Annotated in this window: 13 protein-coding genes; 7 read left to right on the top strand and 6 right to left on the bottom strand. The window is 59.2% G+C overall.

Going from position 1 to position 15,428, the window contains the following annotated elements:
- Positions 1 to 39: 39 nt before the first annotated feature.
- Entirely contained in the window at positions 40 to 576 is a 537-nt protein-coding gene (locus tag E0486_RS11740; RefSeq protein WP_131852374.1) for a hypothetical protein, read from the bottom strand.
- Positions 577 to 632: 56 nt separating this feature from the next.
- A complete protein-coding gene (locus tag E0486_RS11745; protein ID WP_131852375.1) occupies positions 633 to 1,727 on the bottom strand; it encodes a TlpA family protein disulfide reductase in 1,095 nt (364 codons plus the stop codon).
- A gap of 287 nt (positions 1,728 to 2,014) precedes the next feature.
- Between E0486_RS11745 and E0486_RS11750 the strand changes: the two genes are divergently transcribed.
- The 5 genes from E0486_RS11750 to E0486_RS11770 all read left to right on the top strand — a co-directional run bounded on the left by E0486_RS11750 (position 2,015) and on the right by E0486_RS11770 (position 8,286).
- A complete protein-coding gene (locus E0486_RS11750; RefSeq protein WP_131852376.1) occupies positions 2,015 to 2,713 on the top strand; it encodes a Crp/Fnr family transcriptional regulator in 699 nt (232 codons plus the stop codon).
- A 19-nt stretch (positions 2,714 to 2,732) separates the two neighbouring features.
- Positions 2,733 to 4,613, top strand: coding sequence for a chloride channel protein (locus tag E0486_RS11755; protein WP_131852377.1), 1,881 nt, complete (start codon positions 2,733 to 2,735; stop codon positions 4,611 to 4,613).
- A gap of 173 nt (positions 4,614 to 4,786) precedes the next feature.
- The gene (locus tag E0486_RS11760) at positions 4,787 to 5,437 is read left to right on the top strand and encodes a peptidase M10 (protein WP_131852378.1); all 651 of its coding nucleotides are present in this window, start codon (positions 4,787 to 4,789) and stop codon (positions 5,435 to 5,437) included.
- Positions 5,438 to 5,592: 155 nt separating this feature from the next.
- Positions 5,593 to 6,954 (top strand): M16 family metallopeptidase, encoded by a 1,362-nt coding sequence (locus tag E0486_RS11765; RefSeq protein WP_131852379.1) that lies wholly within the window; start codon positions 5,593 to 5,595, stop codon positions 6,952 to 6,954.
- 15 nt (positions 6,955 to 6,969) lie between these two features.
- Complete coding sequence (locus tag E0486_RS11770) at positions 6,970 to 8,286, top strand: M16 family metallopeptidase (protein ID WP_131852380.1); 1,317 nt, start codon at positions 6,970 to 6,972, stop codon at positions 8,284 to 8,286.
- A gap of 130 nt (positions 8,287 to 8,416) precedes the next feature.
- On the opposite strand, the gene E0486_RS11775 is transcribed toward E0486_RS11770, so the two are convergent.
- Positions 8,417 to 9,352, bottom strand: a complete 936-nt coding sequence (locus tag E0486_RS11775) for a TIGR01777 family oxidoreductase (RefSeq protein WP_131852381.1) — start codon at positions 9,350 to 9,352, stop codon at positions 8,417 to 8,419.
- Positions 9,353 to 9,475: 123 nt separating this feature from the next.
- On the opposite strand from E0486_RS11775, the gene E0486_RS11780 reads away from it, so the two are divergent.
- Entirely contained in the window at positions 9,476 to 10,954 is a 1,479-nt protein-coding gene (locus E0486_RS11780; RefSeq protein ID WP_131852382.1) for a sensor histidine kinase, read from the top strand.
- Positions 10,942 to 11,352 (top strand): response regulator, encoded by a 411-nt coding sequence (locus E0486_RS11785; protein WP_131852383.1) that lies wholly within the window; start codon positions 10,942 to 10,944, stop codon positions 11,350 to 11,352. Before E0486_RS11780 ends, E0486_RS11785 begins: the two co-directional genes overlap by 13 nt.
- Before the next feature lie 7 nt (positions 11,353 to 11,359).
- Here the strand turns inward: E0486_RS11785 and E0486_RS11790 are convergent, their stop codons facing one another.
- The 3 genes from E0486_RS11790 to ftsA form a co-directional block, all read right to left on the bottom strand.
- Positions 11,360 to 11,788, bottom strand: coding sequence for a hypothetical protein (locus tag E0486_RS11790; RefSeq protein WP_131852384.1), 429 nt, complete (start codon positions 11,786 to 11,788; stop codon positions 11,360 to 11,362).
- A 228-nt stretch (positions 11,789 to 12,016) separates the two neighbouring features.
- Complete coding sequence (gene ftsZ, locus E0486_RS11795; RefSeq protein ID WP_131852385.1) at positions 12,017 to 13,882, bottom strand: cell division protein FtsZ; 1,866 nt, start codon at positions 13,880 to 13,882, stop codon at positions 12,017 to 12,019.
- A 122-nt stretch (positions 13,883 to 14,004) separates the two neighbouring features.
- Positions 14,005 to 15,381 carry a cell division protein FtsA gene (gene ftsA / locus E0486_RS11800; RefSeq protein ID WP_131852386.1) on the bottom strand — a complete coding sequence of 459 codons (1,377 nt, stop codon included), beginning with the start codon at positions 15,379 to 15,381 and terminating at the stop codon, positions 14,005 to 14,007.
- Positions 15,382 to 15,428 lie beyond the last annotated feature (47 nt).

Consider the following 15,428-nt stretch of genomic DNA (forward strand, 5'->3'; position numbering starts at 1 on the left):
TTTCTACCGGGGCTTTCTTGTGCCCTTGCGCAGCACTTGTCAATCGGCAAAAGACCACCCGAAAAAATACCAGGCGCTTGCGGTTTCGAGCCAGTAGCGCTTGTCGTTCCATTCGTTGGCAAAAGCACGTGCCTGGAGCAGTTCTTCCTGGAGGAATGGGACAGTGAGCGGGACGGGCAACCCGTTCCGGTGCAGGCTGCTTTCCGGGCTGCTGAGGATCTCTGAAAAAAGCGAAGTGAGGACGGCCCGGGCGTCTTCCGTAGAAATACGGTGCAGCAGCGGACCCGACACGCAGCCATAGGCCAGCAGCCGGTCGAAAAAGGCCCCGCCCCCGGGATATTCCGGGCCAGCTACTGCCAAGGCAGGATCGGCGGCGAGCATCCGCTGGAAAACATACAGCAGCGCCGCGTCTTCGTCCGGCGCAACCGACTTCGCGAGGCTTACCAGCAACGGGCTGCCGAGGTAATCATCATTGGTGCCGAACCGGTATTCCACGGCCGCCTGGGCGTTGCCGTCGGCCAGCAGGGCGGGGATGCGACCGGCCATCTGGCGGGTAAAAAGTGCTTCGAGATCCATCAGGGCTACAAGGTATCGCAGGAAGCGTTCGCCGAAAGCATGCGTCCGGCAATTGCCTATTGCCCGGCCTTCCCTCCCAGGAAGTCCTGCAGTTCTTGCGGCGTAACATCTTTCTTCCGGATAACGCCTTTTTCATCCAGCAGGAAGTTGGAGGGAAACACCCGAACGTTGATCCGGTCCGCCTCCACGCCATTCACATCCAGGAACTGCGGCCAGTCCATTCCCACCGTTTCGATCGCTTTGCGCCAGTCGCCGCGGTGTTCCTCTTTGTCTACCGAAATACCAAGAAAAGCGACGCCTTTGTCTTTCACCTGCCTGTAAACCTCCTTCCAGGCGGGCGCCTGCTCCAGGCAGGGGCGGCAATGGGAATACCAGAATTCTACAAGGGTGTACCGGTGCGTGGCGGTGGTGGTGGCGATAGAGAGGGCGGGCTGCACGAGCAGTTCCGGGAACGCCTTCCCTACCACCAGCGTCAGTTCTTTTTCCAGGTCCCGGGCGAAGGCGCGCCAGGTATTCGAGCGTTTCACAGCAGCGGAAAAAAGCGCGGTATTGGCCAGTAGGCTGCGCTTATCGTCGTCGGTACGCGCCTGGCTTACATCCAGCACGAGGTCCCAAAGGGCGACATACGAATCCGGATGGGCGGCGATGTAGCTTTTCATCAGTCGCTGTTTGGCCGGCAGGTCGGGCACCGCGCCGGTCACGGTATCCACCACGCTGCTGTAAAACTTCCGCAGGCGCCGGTATTCGCGGTCGGCAGCGGAGCGGAAGTTGGGGCGCAGGGCCTTGTGTGTTTCGAGGTCATCCACTTCTATCTGAACCGGCCCGCCCTCGATAAAATAGTAATAGGAAACAGGCGCCGATTTCTTTTCGGCGTCAAAGTAAAAAACGCACAGCGGGTGCGGGTAGCGCAGCGTGCCGGCGCGGGCAAAGCGGGCATCCACCACCTCTACGGTCGGGTTCGGGTTGGGCAGCGAATCTCCCGGCCGCAACGCGTAGGAGAAATCATTGTAGTACACCGGGTACACGCCCACCATCACACCCAGCTTTCGGTGGTTGTAAAAATCAGAGCGGCCGCTGATGGTAAAAGTCTTTTGCTGGCCCTGCGCAAGGAAGGGCAACAAGGCGAGCAGGAGCAGGAATGGGGAATGCATGCAGTTGGGAGTTTATACAAAGATGCAAGCGACATTCTTTTTGCACACGCCCTTACGCTTTCCATCGAATGGCCGAACAACCCGGTGATCAGCGCCCGGTAAGAAGCGGAGTGCGGCACTGCGTAGTTTTCCCTAACGATCTTTTTCAGGGACGAATGCATCTTTCACCATAATTACCTTGCCCCGGCATGGTTTCCTTTGTGTTATACTGATGTTTTCGACCATATTGTATTATTTAAACAATGTTTTATGCTCCGATTCCGGGGCATTCCGGCTACCTTTGCCGCATGGCGGACCCTTCCTGTGACCTTTCGAGTTGTTTCCTGTGCCGGTTCTGCATCCCCGAGTGGAAGACGGCCCTCGCGGTGCACAAAACAACGATGGCGGTGAAGAAGGGAAAGACGCTCTTTCGCGAAGGCGACCCGGTAACCGGCATTTATTTCATCTACACCGGGGCCGTAAAGGTGCACAAACAATGGACGGAAGGCAAAGAGCTGATCCTGCGTTTTGCCAAAAGGGGCGACATCCTCGGCCACCGGGGGCTCCGCGACAAAGTGTACCCGGTTTCCACCACCACGCTGGAAGACAGCCGGTTTTGCTTTATCTCCACCGAATTCCTGGAAGCTACCCTGAAGACCAACCCCGCCTTCACCTACGAAATGCTTTATTTCTACGCCGACGAGCTGCAGAAAGCAGAAAACCGGATGCGCAACCTCGCCCATATGGATGTGAAGGGCCGCATTGCCGAGGCCCTGCTGCAGCTGCATACGTTTTTCGGCAGCGATCCGGCGGGCACGATCGACGCCAAGATCAGCCGGCAGGACATCGCCTCCTACGCGGGCAGCACCTACGAAACGGTGTTCAAGTTCTTCAACGAGCTGTCCGCGCAAGGCATCCTGTCTACGGAAGGCAAGAGCCTCCGGATCAACGATCCGTCGCGCTTGCGGGCCTTCGTAACGGTCCAGGCACCGGCGTCCCACCAGTAAATCCTTTTTTGCGATACCCATGAATCCCCTCCAACCCGACCTCAGCAACCATATTCCCATCGCCGTATCCTTCGACCCCGGCCCGGATGCCGCGGCAGCGCCCCCGCAGCAGCGGGGCGACAAAAAGCGGCTGCTCTACATCAGCGCCCTGGCGGTGGCCATCGCGGCTGTTATCAGCGTGGTGGCGCGCCTGCTGGTGTACCTGATCAACCTCATCACCAACCTGTCGTTTCACCACCAGTTTTCCCTGACCGCCACCTCGCCCGCCACGCACCACTACGGCGCCTTCGTCATTCTCATCCCGGCCATCGGCGGCGGGCTGGTGGGGCTGATGGCGCTGTACGGCTCAAAGGCCATCCGCGGTCACGGCATCCCGGAAGCGATGGAGCAGATCCTGACCAACGAAAGCCGCATCCGTCCTTCGATTACCTACCTGAAGCCCCTATCGGCCGCCCTTTCGATCGGCACCGGCGGCCCTTTCGGCGCGGAAGGCCCTATCATTGCCACGGGCGGCGCCTTTGGCTCGATGATCGGGCAGGTGCTGAAGATCTCTTCGTACGAGCGCAAGATCCTGCTGGCGGCGGGCGCGACTGCGGGCATGTCGGCCATATTCGGCAGTCCCATCGCGGCCATCTTCCTGGCCATTGAGCTGCTGTTGTTCGAGTTCTCCCCGCGCTCCATCATCCCGGTAGCGCTGGCCTGCATTACCGGCGCCGCGGGTCACCACTTCCTGTTCGAAGCCGGGCCGGCCTTTCCTGCACCGGCGATCGCCATCGCTGGCAACAGCGCCCTGGCGGTATACAGCGTCATCGGCCTCCTGTGCGGCGGACTCGCCGCGGGCATTACCAAGCTGCTGTACGCCATCGAAGACGGCTTTGAAAAGCTCCCGATCCACTGGGCCTGGTGGCCGGCGCTGGGCGGATTGGTGGTGGGCCTCGTGGGCTACGTCGCTCCACATACCCTCGGCGTGGGTTACGAAAACATCAGTGCGCTGCTTTCGGGTAAGACGGCGCTGTATACCGTGATCGCACTGTGCGGCTTCAAGTTCCTCTCCTGGGCCGTAGCCCTCGGCAGCGGCACCTCCGGAGGCACGCTGGCGCCGCTGCTCACCATCGGCGGAGCGGCCGGCGCCCTCCTGGGCATGGCCGCACAGCACTTCTTTCCCGGCTCCGGCGTTACCATCACGCTGGCGGCGCTGGTGGGCATGTCGGCGCTCTTCGCCGGCGCTTCCCGGGCGCTGCTTACCTCCATCATCTTTGCCATTGAAACCACGCAGCAATCCAATGCACTTCTGCCCCTGCTCGCGGCCTGCCTCGCCTCCTACGTGGTATCGTACCTGTTGATGAAGAATACCATCATGACCGAAAAGATCGCCCGCCGCGGCGTAACCACGCCGCACGTGTACCAACCCGACCTGCTGGAGAACAAACGCGTGGGCGAGGTGATCGGGAAGGAAGGCCTGATCCTCAGCGGCAGCAGCACGCTGGAAGAAGTGCGCGAATGGCTCAAGAAGCATACGGATCAGCAGCAGAATTTTTACATCGTAGCAGACGCCGCCGGCGTATTCAAAGGCATCATCAGCTCTTCCAACCTCTTTAGCCTGCACCACCCCGGCGACACGAGCCTGGAGCAGCTGATCAAACGAAAACCCTTTGCCATCACCGAAAGCGAAAACCTGAAAACGGCCGTGGAAATGATGGCGCGCGAAAACCTCGACGTACTCGCGGTGATCGACCCGGCCACGCAGGTCGTGGCAGGAATGTTGTCGTACAAAGATATCCTGTCGGTGTACCGCGACGCGTTCAGCGAGCACGAGGAAGCCGTGGCCATTTCGTTGAAGCAGCACAGCAAAAGGCTCTTGTTCCGCGTCCGCCCGAAGCTTCCCGCAGACCGGAAATGAGCAGCAACCGCCCATCAGTTTTCATCACCATAAAAACGAAAGCGATGAGCGCGCGAACAGGAGGCCAGCACTTTATTTTCCCGGTAACCCATTCGCTCCTGTAACCCGCGCCGCCCGGGGTTACATTCGCAGTACCGGCACCGCAACGGGTGCGGCGATAAAAACAGGAACCCATGGGTGAAGCCGAACTCTTTCCCGAACGCAGCGAGCTGGTTATAAAAGCGCACCTGGTTTTTTACGGCGCCTTCGCCACGGCCGCTCTTGCCGAACAGCTGCGAACCGAGACCGAAGAACTCTGGAACGAACCGCAGGGCCGCGTGCGCATCGGCGGCCGTAGTTATACGGTTGTCTTCCGCATCAGCGCGGAATGCATCCCCGGGCTCGATGAATACACGGTGCTCGCCAACTCCGACCCACGCGCCAACTTCTTCCGTATTGAAGACTATGCCGAGGGCAACATCTCGTTTGTGGACGGCCTCGGCTCGAACACGGGCTACTTCCTGCTCGAGAACCTCTACCCCGGGTCCACCACGGCGGCCCACGAGTTCGGCCACACACTCGGCCTCGACCACCCGCTCAACATGGACTGGCGCGGCATTGCACCACCGGGCATCATGTGCGCCCGCGGCACCCTCGTGGACCCGCAATTCCAGTACGACCCCTCCGTGCCCGCCGGCCAGAAAGGCGGCACCCTCCACCCGATGCACCGCCGCGTGCGGCAGGCCGACATCGACGACCTCCGCCTCGACCGGTTGCGGTTTACAAATGGAAAAGCGATCGTGGGCGACTTCACCAACGTGTATCATTGGGCGCACGTGCTGTAGCGAAAGGTGTAGAAATAAAATAAGTGTCGGAACCGACCTGCCGTCGCTAAAGCTTTGGCAGGCGGAAGAAGAAAGAAGAGAATATGTTGTTTCGCGAATAGGATGCGAAACGCACTGCCTTCTTCGTACCTTTTAGGTATCCAAAACCTTTATTTATGAAACGAAATGGATTGCTTCTGCTCCTGGGGCTGGCCTGCATGGGCGCCCGGGCGCAGCACCGGCTGCCCGCGAACTATTCCTGGCAGCGCCTCGAGAACGGGCTCGAAGTGGTGGTGATCGAGAACCACCGCGTGCCGCTGGCCACCATCGAGATCGCCGTCAAGAACGGAGCCTACACCGAAGGCCCCGAGTACAGCGGCCTCTCCCACCTGTTCGAGCATATGTTCTTTAAAGCCAACAAGGACTACCCCGACCAGGAGAAGTTCATCCGCCGCACCGAGGAGCTCGGCGCCATCTGGAACGGCACCACCGATGTGGAGCGCGTGAACTACTTCTTCACCTTTGCCAAAGACAGCCTCGAAGCGGGCCTCCGCTTTATGAATGCGGCGATGCGTTATCCCATCTACCGCGCCGAAGACATGACCAAGGAGCGGCCCGTGGTGGACGGTGAGTTTCAGCGCGCCGAAAGCGATCCCGGCTTCCAGCTCTGGCACGAAAGCCAGAAGCGCCTCTGGGGCGAACTCGTTACCCGTAAGAACCCGATCGGCGAGCACGACGTCATCAACACAGCCACACCTGAAAAGATGATGATCATCAAAGACAAATATTATCATCCCAACAACTCGCTGCTCATCATCGCCGGCGACGTGACCCCCAACGAGGCGTTCCGGCTTGCGCGCAATGTGTGGGGCGACTGGGCACACAGCGGTTTCAACCCGCTGGAGAAATACCCCATCCCGCCCTTCCAGCCGCTGGCGAAAACCGACTACTTTATCAAGCAAAGCTCGATCGCACAAACACCCTACATGATGCTTTCCTGGCAAGGCCCGTCCTTCGCCGACGACTCGGCCAATACCGTGGTGGCCGACGTCTTCTCCGCGGTACTGCGCCTCAACGCCTCCAAATGGAAGCAGGCGTTGGTAGACAAAGGACTCGCTCCCTATGCCGACATGGGCTATTCCACCTGCCACTACACCGGCCCCATTGCGATCACCGTAGTGCCCACGCCCACGAAACTCGAAGAATGCTACCGCGCCATGATGGACCAGATCGCACACTTCGGCGATGAGGACTATATCAGCGAGGAATTGCTGCAAACGGCCAAGGAAGTAATCCGACGCAACGAGATCCGCTCCAAGGAAAAGCCCTCCTCGCTGCCGATGCAACTCTCCTACCAGTGGGCCAGCACTTCGCTCGAATACTACACCGACTACGAAGCCAACCTGATGCGGGTGACGCGCGCAGACTTGCGCAACTATGTAAAGCGCTACATCACCGGCAAACCGTTCGTGGCCGGGTTGATCCTCAACGAGGAGATGGCAAAAACGGCCAGGCCCGAAACCTTTTTCAAAAACTAAGTCCAACCAAAGCACATGAAAAAGTTCTTCTTCCTGCTCAGCGCGCTGATAGCCGGCGGCGCGCTCTGGGCCCAAATGGGAGCACCCTACGAGCTTACCATCAACGGCGTTAAAGTAATCGTACAGCCCAGCGGCAACGACATTGTAGAAATACGGACCATCATCAAAGGCGGCGTGCAGAACTATACCGCCCGAAAGGCCGGCATCGAAGCACTTGCGATGGACGCACTCACCGAATGCGGCACCCTGAAGCGCGACAAGAATGCCTTCAAAAATGCCCTCGACGCCGTGTCGGCGGAAATGGGTGGCGAGACCGGGATGGACTACGCCACTTTTCGCATGAACTGCATCAAGAGCGACCTCGACAAAGTTTGGCCGCTGTACGTGGAAGCGCTGACGCAGCCGGCCTTTAACGGCACCGAGTTCAGCCGCATCCGGCAGGACGCACTGACGCGCATCCGATCGATGGAAAGCAATCCCGACAACGCCGTAGACCAGATGGCACGCCGCACTGCTTTTGCCGGCCAGCCCTACGCGCTTGACCCGATGGGCACCACCGAAAGCGTGACCAAACTGACGGCCGCCGAAACGAAAGCCTACTTCCAGAAGTTGCTGCACCGCGGCCGCATCGCCATCGTGGTGGTGGCCGACCTTCCCAAAGAAGAATTGGAGCAACGCCTCCACGGCCTGCTCGACAAGGTGCCCGCCGGCCCGGCCTTTGTACCGAAGAAGTCGGCCTTCACTGCAGCGGGCAACAGTTACAACGCCGCCAAGAAAGACCTGGCCACCAACTATGTGCAGGGCGTCAGCGGGGGGCCGCAACCCGGCACGCCCGACTTCAACGCGTTTATGCTGGCGATGCGCATCTTTTACAACCGCCATTTCGTGGAGATCCGCTCCAACAACGGATTGTCGTACGCGCCGGCCACCTGGTTCAGCGGTGGACTGACGCCCTACTCGGTGCTCTTCGCTTCTACTACCGAGCCCAATAAATATATCATTACGGCGCGGCAGCTGCTCGACAAGATCCGCAAGGAAGGCTTTACCGAAGACGAGCTGCGCAACATGAAGACCACCTACCTCACCTCCACCTATTACCGCCAGGAAACCAATGCAGCGCAGGCCGGCTCGCTGGCCGCCAACGAGGTGCTGCACAACAACTGGCGCCGCACCATCACGCTCAACGAAGATCTTAAGAAGGTAACGCTGGCCGACCTCAACCGCGTGTTCCGTCAATACGTGAGCAACATCAGCTGGGTGCTTCAGGGCGACCCGACCAAAGCCGATGAAAAACTGTTTAAACAGAAAGAAACGCCTGCGAAAACCTTCTGATGCGCTATGAATGAGGAATATTGAGGAAGACCCGAAGGCGCCGCGAATGCGGCGCCTTCGGCGTTATTGGGAGCTTGGAGGGCACCTGGACACCCGCAACCTCCAGAACCTTCTGGTTCTACTAATCGTCCTAAACCTTTTTCTTCCGCTCGAGGTTTTTCGCGGCCGCAATGATATCGGGGTAATGGAAGCCAAAGCCCTGGTCCTGCAGCTTGCGGCTGCTGACCGTGGTGCTTTTCAGCACTTCCACGCTCATCTCGCCGAGCAGCACCTTCAACACAAAAGCGGGTGCCGGGGCGGTCAGGTGAAAGCCGCCCTTTGCTTTTGCGATCGTTGTGATGAGCTTTCGGTTGGATACCGGCGTTGGCGCCACCAGGTTATAGGTTCCCGTATAATTACGGTTTTCAACAGCAGCCACGAAAAAGCGCACGAGGTCGTCGATGTGGATCCAGCTGACGATCTGCCGGCCATTGCCCATCACGGGTGCAACACCGAAGCGCATCGGCTTTCGAAACTCGGCATAGGCGCCACCGGCGCGGCTCAACACGATGCCGATGCGGGCAAAGACGAGGCGCTTGCCGAGCTCTTCCACGGGGCGAATCGCCGCTTCCCAGGCCGCGCAGGTGCGCCCGAGAAAAGTGGCGGTCGCGGCCGGGTCGGTTTCCACAAAGGGCTTCGGGTTCGGAATGACCGGGTCGGGGCCGTACCAGCCGATGGCGGAAGCGCTGACTACCGTCCGCACCTTGTTCGGAAGCTCGCGCAGGGCTTTGGCGAGCAGGGTGCCCGAGTCAACGCGGCTCCGGACGATCTCCTGCTTGCGGGCTTCGCTCCAGCGCGCATCGGCCACGCCCGCGCCGGCGAGGTGCACAACGGCGTCGGCAGCAGCCAGGGCCGCGGGATCGATCGTGCCGGCGGCCACGTCCCACACGGCATAGCGAATGCCCTTCTGCCCGGAGCTGCGCGCCGTACGGCTGAGAATGATCGCTTCATGTCCCTGCTGAACCAACGCCCTGGTAAGGGCTGTGCCGACGAGCCCCGTGCCGCCCGTGATGAGTATTGTTGCCATAATTTCTGAACCACAAAGGTGGGCCCGTGCTGCCGAAAAACGACCGGTCGCGCTAATCGTATTTTAACCCTCCTTCGGCGCCCCGGCTGTAAATTGCGCTTCCCTTAACCCGGCAATAAATTCATGAAGATCGCGCAGCTCATCTTCTTTGGTTTCCTGTTCGTGCTGGTTCTTTTCTCGCTGACCACCTGGATCAACTACCGCCAGATGGAAGCGGTAAAGGACAACACCGAGTTTGTGTCGCACTCGGCCACCGTCGTACGCCAGAGCAACCGCTTCCAGCGCAACATCCTCAATATCGTGAGCAGCCTCCGGGCCTACTTCCTCACCGGCGACAGCACGTTCATCCAGACCTTTCAATCAGCCGCGCAGGAAAACGAAGGCATCCTCGTGGAGCTGACCACCGGCGCCGACCCGGCCCAGGTGCCCGGCCTGCACCGTGTGCAGTCGCTTAATAAAAGCTGGACTTCCGAGTTCACCAGCATTCTCGACGACGTACGGCGCAAGGCCGTCAGCAGCCGCGACCCGGTTGACCTGAGCGCCGTTTACAAGAATGAGTTTCCCATCATCGCCAAGGGTGATGTGGCCGAAGATCTTCAGAACGAAGTACGCAACTTCATCAACGAGGAATACAAACGCCGCGAGGTACGCAAGAAGCAACTCGCCGAATCCATCCGCACCACGCGCCGGCTTTCGTTCGGACTCACGCTTTGCTCCATCGTCATCGGCCTGGTCATCGCCGGCTTCCTTACCTATACCATCTCGCGACGCATCCTGCGTCTTGTGAACATGTCCAATACCATCGCCAAAGGCAATTATAAAGTCCAGGTAGAGCCCGGCCGCGATGAGCTGGGCCGGCTGGCGATATCGCTCAACCATATGGCCCAGGTGCTGGATGCCAACATCTCGGAGCTAAAGCGCAAGAATGCGGAACTAGACCAGTTTGCCCACATCGTGTCGCACGACCTGAAGTCGCCCCTGCGCGGCATCGGCAACGTAGTGACGTGGATCGAAGAAGACCACGGCGCCGAGCTGACGCCGAAGGTACAGGAATACCTGGGCCTCGTTAAAGGTCGCCTGACGCGGGCCGAAAACCTCATCGGCGGCATCCTTACCTATGCGCGTGTGGGCAAGGAGCAGCAACACCGCGAGTCCGTAGATCTACGGGAGCTGCTGCAAGAAGTGCTCGAAAACCAGGCCCTCCGTCCCGGCACGGTAGTAAGCCTCCCGCCCACCCTGCCGGTGCTGCTGACCGAGCGGCTGCCGCTCTTCCAGGTGTTCAGCAACCTGGTGAGCAACGCCCTAAAGTACAACGACAAGGAAGAGCCCCGCCTCGCCATCTGGCACGAGGAAGAAGGCGACCGCTATTTTTTTTATGTGCAGGACAACGGCCCGGGTATCTCGCCGACCTATCACCGAAAGATCTTCCAGATCTTTCAAACGCTGCAGGCAACCGAGGTTCCCGACAGTACCGGGGTGGGCCTTGCCATTGTCAAAAAGATCCTCGATGCCCGCCAGGAAACCATCCAGGTAACCTCCCAGGATGGCCAGGGCAGCACCTTCTCGTTCACCTGGAAAAAAACGGAAACATGGAAAAAGTAATCAATATCCTGCTGGTGGAAGACGACGAACTCGATGTCATCGACATCCGTCGCACGCTCGACAAGATGAAGATCGTATATCACCTGCAGCATGCGCGCAACGGCGAGGAAGGATTGCAGGCCCTGAACAATGTAGGCGACAACCTCCCCGACGTGGTGCTGGCCGACATCAACATGCCGAAGATGAACGGCCTCGAGTTTTTGCAAGCCCTGCGCCGCTCGGAAACCTGGAAGGGACTCAAGTGCTTTATCATCACCACCTCCGACGAGAAGGTGGACCGCGAGGCGGCGCGCCGATTGGGTGTATCGGGTTTCATCGTGAAGCCCTTCAAGATCAATAATCCTTCGTCGATGGATTCCTTCAACCTGATGATCGACCTGATGAACATGCGCGGCTGACCGAGGGTCAGCGCGTGTAGTGATAGGTAACGCCGTCGGCAGCGTATTGCTGCAGCAGCAGCGTGTCCTGCCGTATCTCCGTCGGCGCGTAGCCGTTGCCGGAAGGGCCTTCGAAATAATAGCCATTGCCGAACAGGTTGGCCGGCCGCCACGTGATGGGGCCGCTTTCCACCACGCCGAGTGAATCGTTGCCGAAGGTCACCTGGCCGGGTGAAAGGTCCATATAGGACCCGGCCTGCACGGGATGCTCGCAGCTGCCGCAAATGCCGCCGCTGATGCGCCGGAGGATCCAATGTCCTTTTGTTTGCTGTTGTATAAAGGGCAGGTCTTCGCGCAGCAGGCTCGTGCTGACAGGATCAACGCTGTCCTTTCGGCATTGGGTGAAGCCCGTGGCCAGCAGGCCAAGCGCGAGCGAGCGGATGAATGAGCGGTTCATGGTGTTTCTTTTCAGCCCTGACAGGCAGTGAATCGAAAACGTTGCACGGGCTTTGAAAAAGCCGACGACCGTTTTACTCGGGAGCGAAACGTAATGCCCCGGTTTCTGCCGCCACCAACAAAAAACCCCCGGCACAAAGACCAGGGGTTTAACAACTAAAAACACAAGCCAACGAGCGGCTGTTTTCAACAGGATGGAAACCGGTCCGGGCAGGACCGGCACCGCGTTTTAGTCCGGCTTTTTGCCGTCTAAGAAAGTATTGATCGTGGAGATCTGAGCGCCGTTCTTGCCATCGGGCTGAACGGTGTAGTTGCTGTAAAAGTTTTCAACGGTACTCTGGTTGCTTTGCAGCTCCATGTTGCGTCGGATGTAGGCCGGCACCTGTTCAAACTCATTATTCGGGTCTGCCGAGTGCATGTTAAACGAGAGGTTTCTCAGTTTTTGCAAACGTTCGGCTTGCCTGCGTTTTTCCTCACCGGCCATGTCCTGCGGCGCAGGGTCCTCGACCGGTTTGTTGTTTGGCGTTTGAGCTTGTTGGGGTACGGCCACATCCGTCGCTTGATCATTACGGATCACCAGTTGCATCTGGAAGGTTTCCTCTTCTTCGTTCGATGCAATAGGTCCCGCAACGGGTTTTCCTGCAGAAGTGGGTGTAGACACATCCGGGTTGGATTCTGCGTAGATATTGGAGGGTCTGGCCAGATAACCACCCGCCGCTGCAGACGGCGGGATTGCGTTCGGGGCAGCGGACTCGGGAGCGCTGCCGATAATATTCTGACGGAGCTGTTCGAACTTGTCGTCGAGCTGCCGCTTTTGTGCTTCCAGTTCCAGGCGCTCGCGCTCACGCTCGGCCTCTTCGTCTTTCAGCTTCAATTGTAATAATACGGGACCTTCTTCGTCGGCGGCAGGCGCTTCCTCGCGGAGCGTCTGTACGAACGTCAGCTCGGGTGCTGCCGGCGCCTGCGTGCCATCTTCCACCAGCTGGGGAGCCAGCGGATCAACAGCTGCTACCGGGGCGGGCGCTTCCGGCGCTTTGGCCTTCGGCTGCTCGCCGAGCGTCAGCACGATCTTCTCCTCGCGCGGGGCGGGCGCTGCCTGCGCCTTCGGGGCGCTCTGGGTGAAGGGGTCTTTGTGCTCAAAGCCGGTGGCGATGAGGGTGATGCCCAGCTTGGCGCCGAGCGCGTTGTCGTAGCCGAGACCGAGGATCACATCGGTGTGCTCGCCGGCCTGCGACAGCAGGTAGTTCTGGATGATGTCTACTTCGTCCATCGTAAACTCGTGCTCGCCTTCGGAGGAGTTGATATTGATGAGGATCCATTTGGCGCCGCGGATCTCGTTGTCGTTGAGCAGCGGCGAATTGAGCGCTTCCTCGATGGCGCGCTGTGCACGGCCTTCACCGTCGCAGGCAGCATTGCCGAGGATGGCTACACCACCGTTTTTCATGACGGTGCACACGTCGGCAAAGTCAACGTTGATCTGGCCGGTGCTGTTGATCACGTCGGTGATGCATTTGGCGGCGGTGGCCAGCACGTTGTCGGCCTTCGCGAAGGCTTCGCGCATCTTGAGGTTACCGAACTGGTGACGCAGCTTGTCGTTGGAGATCACCAGCAGGGTATCTACGTAGTTCTTCAGGTTCTTAATGCCTTCCTCGGCCTGGAGCTGGCGCTTGCGGCCTTCATAGGAAAAGGGTGTGGTCACGATGCCCACGGTGAGGATGCCGAGGTCTTTGCACACCTTGGCGATGATGGGTGCGCCACCGGTGCCGGTGCCGCCGCCCATACCGGCGGTAACGAAGGCCATCTTGGTGTTGACCTCGAGGGTGGCTTTCAGCTCTTCGAGGCTTTCCTCGGTAGCCTGGCGGCCAATCTCGGGGTTGGCTCCGGCGCCGAGGCCCTGCGTCAGGTGCGGCCCGAGCTGCACCTTGTTGGGCACCTCGCTCGTGGCGATGGATTGTGCGTCGGTGTTGGCGATGATGAAGTTCACGCCTTCGATGTTCTGGCTATACATGTGGTTTACGGCGTTGGTGCCGCCGCCACCGATGCCGATGACTTTTATGATGGAGGATTTTTCCTTCGGGAGATCAAAGTGGATCATAGCTTATTATTTGGGAGCCCCTCCCCGACCCTCCCCGTAGGGGAGGGAGTAGAGAGGCGTGTTTTTTTGAACTTGGTGACTTCATTTCCCCTTCCTTTCGGGAAGGGGTCAGGGGATGGGCTTTACAGGTGCTGGTCTTCTTCTTCCTTGAAGATGTCGATCAGGCTGTTGCGAAACTTGTCCCAGAAGCGGGCGCGTTGCTTGACGGCAGTCTCGGCAGGCACCACCATGGTGTGTGTCTGCACGGCTACGTCGTCGGTGTCGGCCGGCTGCTGGCGCAGGTTGTCGGGGATCTCCACCACGCGGAAGTCTTTCTCGAACTGCTTGCGGTTGTGCTCGTAGTCGTCGTAGCCCTTCAGGATGAGGCCCAGGCAAGTCGAATACGTGGGCTTAGCCAGCTCCTCGATGTGGCCAGCGGCCAGGTGCTCCGTCGGCAGGCCGATGCGGGCGTTGAGGCCGGTCACATACTCGGTGAGCTGGATGAGGTGCTTCAGCTGCGAGCCGCCACCCGTGAGGATGATGCCGCCGTTGAGCATCCGGCTGTCGAGCCCTACCTGCTTCAGGTGATAGGTGACGAAGTCGAGGATCTCGCTCATGCGCGCCTGGATGATGTTGGCGAGGTTCTTCACCGAGATCTCCTTGGAAGGCATTCCGCGGAGACCCGGGATGGTGATGTAGGCGTTCTGTTTCGCTTCGTTGGCGAGCGCGGAGCCGAACTGCACTTTCATCTGCTCGGCCTGCGTCTTGAGTACGCCGAGGCCCGTTTTAATGTCGTTGGTAATGTTCTCACCGGCGAAGGGGATCACCGCAGTGTGCTTCAGGATGCCTTCGTAAAACACGGCCAGGTCGGTGGTACCGCCGCCGATGTCCACGATGGCTACACCCGCCTCGAGGTCTTCCTGCGCCATAACGGCGGCCGAAGAAGCGAGGGGTTGCAGCACGAGGTCCTTCGTGATGAGTCCGCTCTTTTCCACCGAGCGGTTGATGTTGCGGATGGCGTTCTTGTCGCCAGTGATGATGTGGAAGTTGGCGCCCACTTTCACGCCGCTGTACCCGATCGGGTCGGGAATGTTTTGGAAGTTGTCGACCGTAAATTCCTGCGGAATGACATCGATGATCTGGTCGCCGGCGGGGATGTACGTTTTGTACTGGTCGGCAATCAGCTTGTCGATGTCCAGCTGCGCGATCTCGTCGTCGGTATTTTGCCGAACGATGTCGCCGCGGGTCTGCAGGCTTTTGATGTGGTGACCGGCGATGCCTACGTACACCTCGTTCACTTCCAGGTTGGGGTTGGAAGCATAACAGTTGTCGAGGGCCTGCCGGATCGCCTTGATCGTCTCATCGATGTTCAGCACCTGCCCGTGCTTCACGCCGTTGGAGTTGGAGCGGCCGAAACCCAGGATCTCCAGCTTGCCGTACTCGTTCTTGCGTCCGGCAATGACGGCGATCTTGGTGGTTCCGATGTCCAATCCCACGATGATGGGTTGCTCGTTGTTCATGTTTATGGTTGTTTTTAGTTGTTGTAGGTAATGGGTTACGTATGGGG

It is taken from the genome of Flaviaesturariibacter aridisoli (assembly GCF_004343705.1).
GTDB lineage: Bacteria > Bacteroidota > Bacteroidia > Chitinophagales > Chitinophagaceae > Flavisolibacter > Flavisolibacter aridisoli.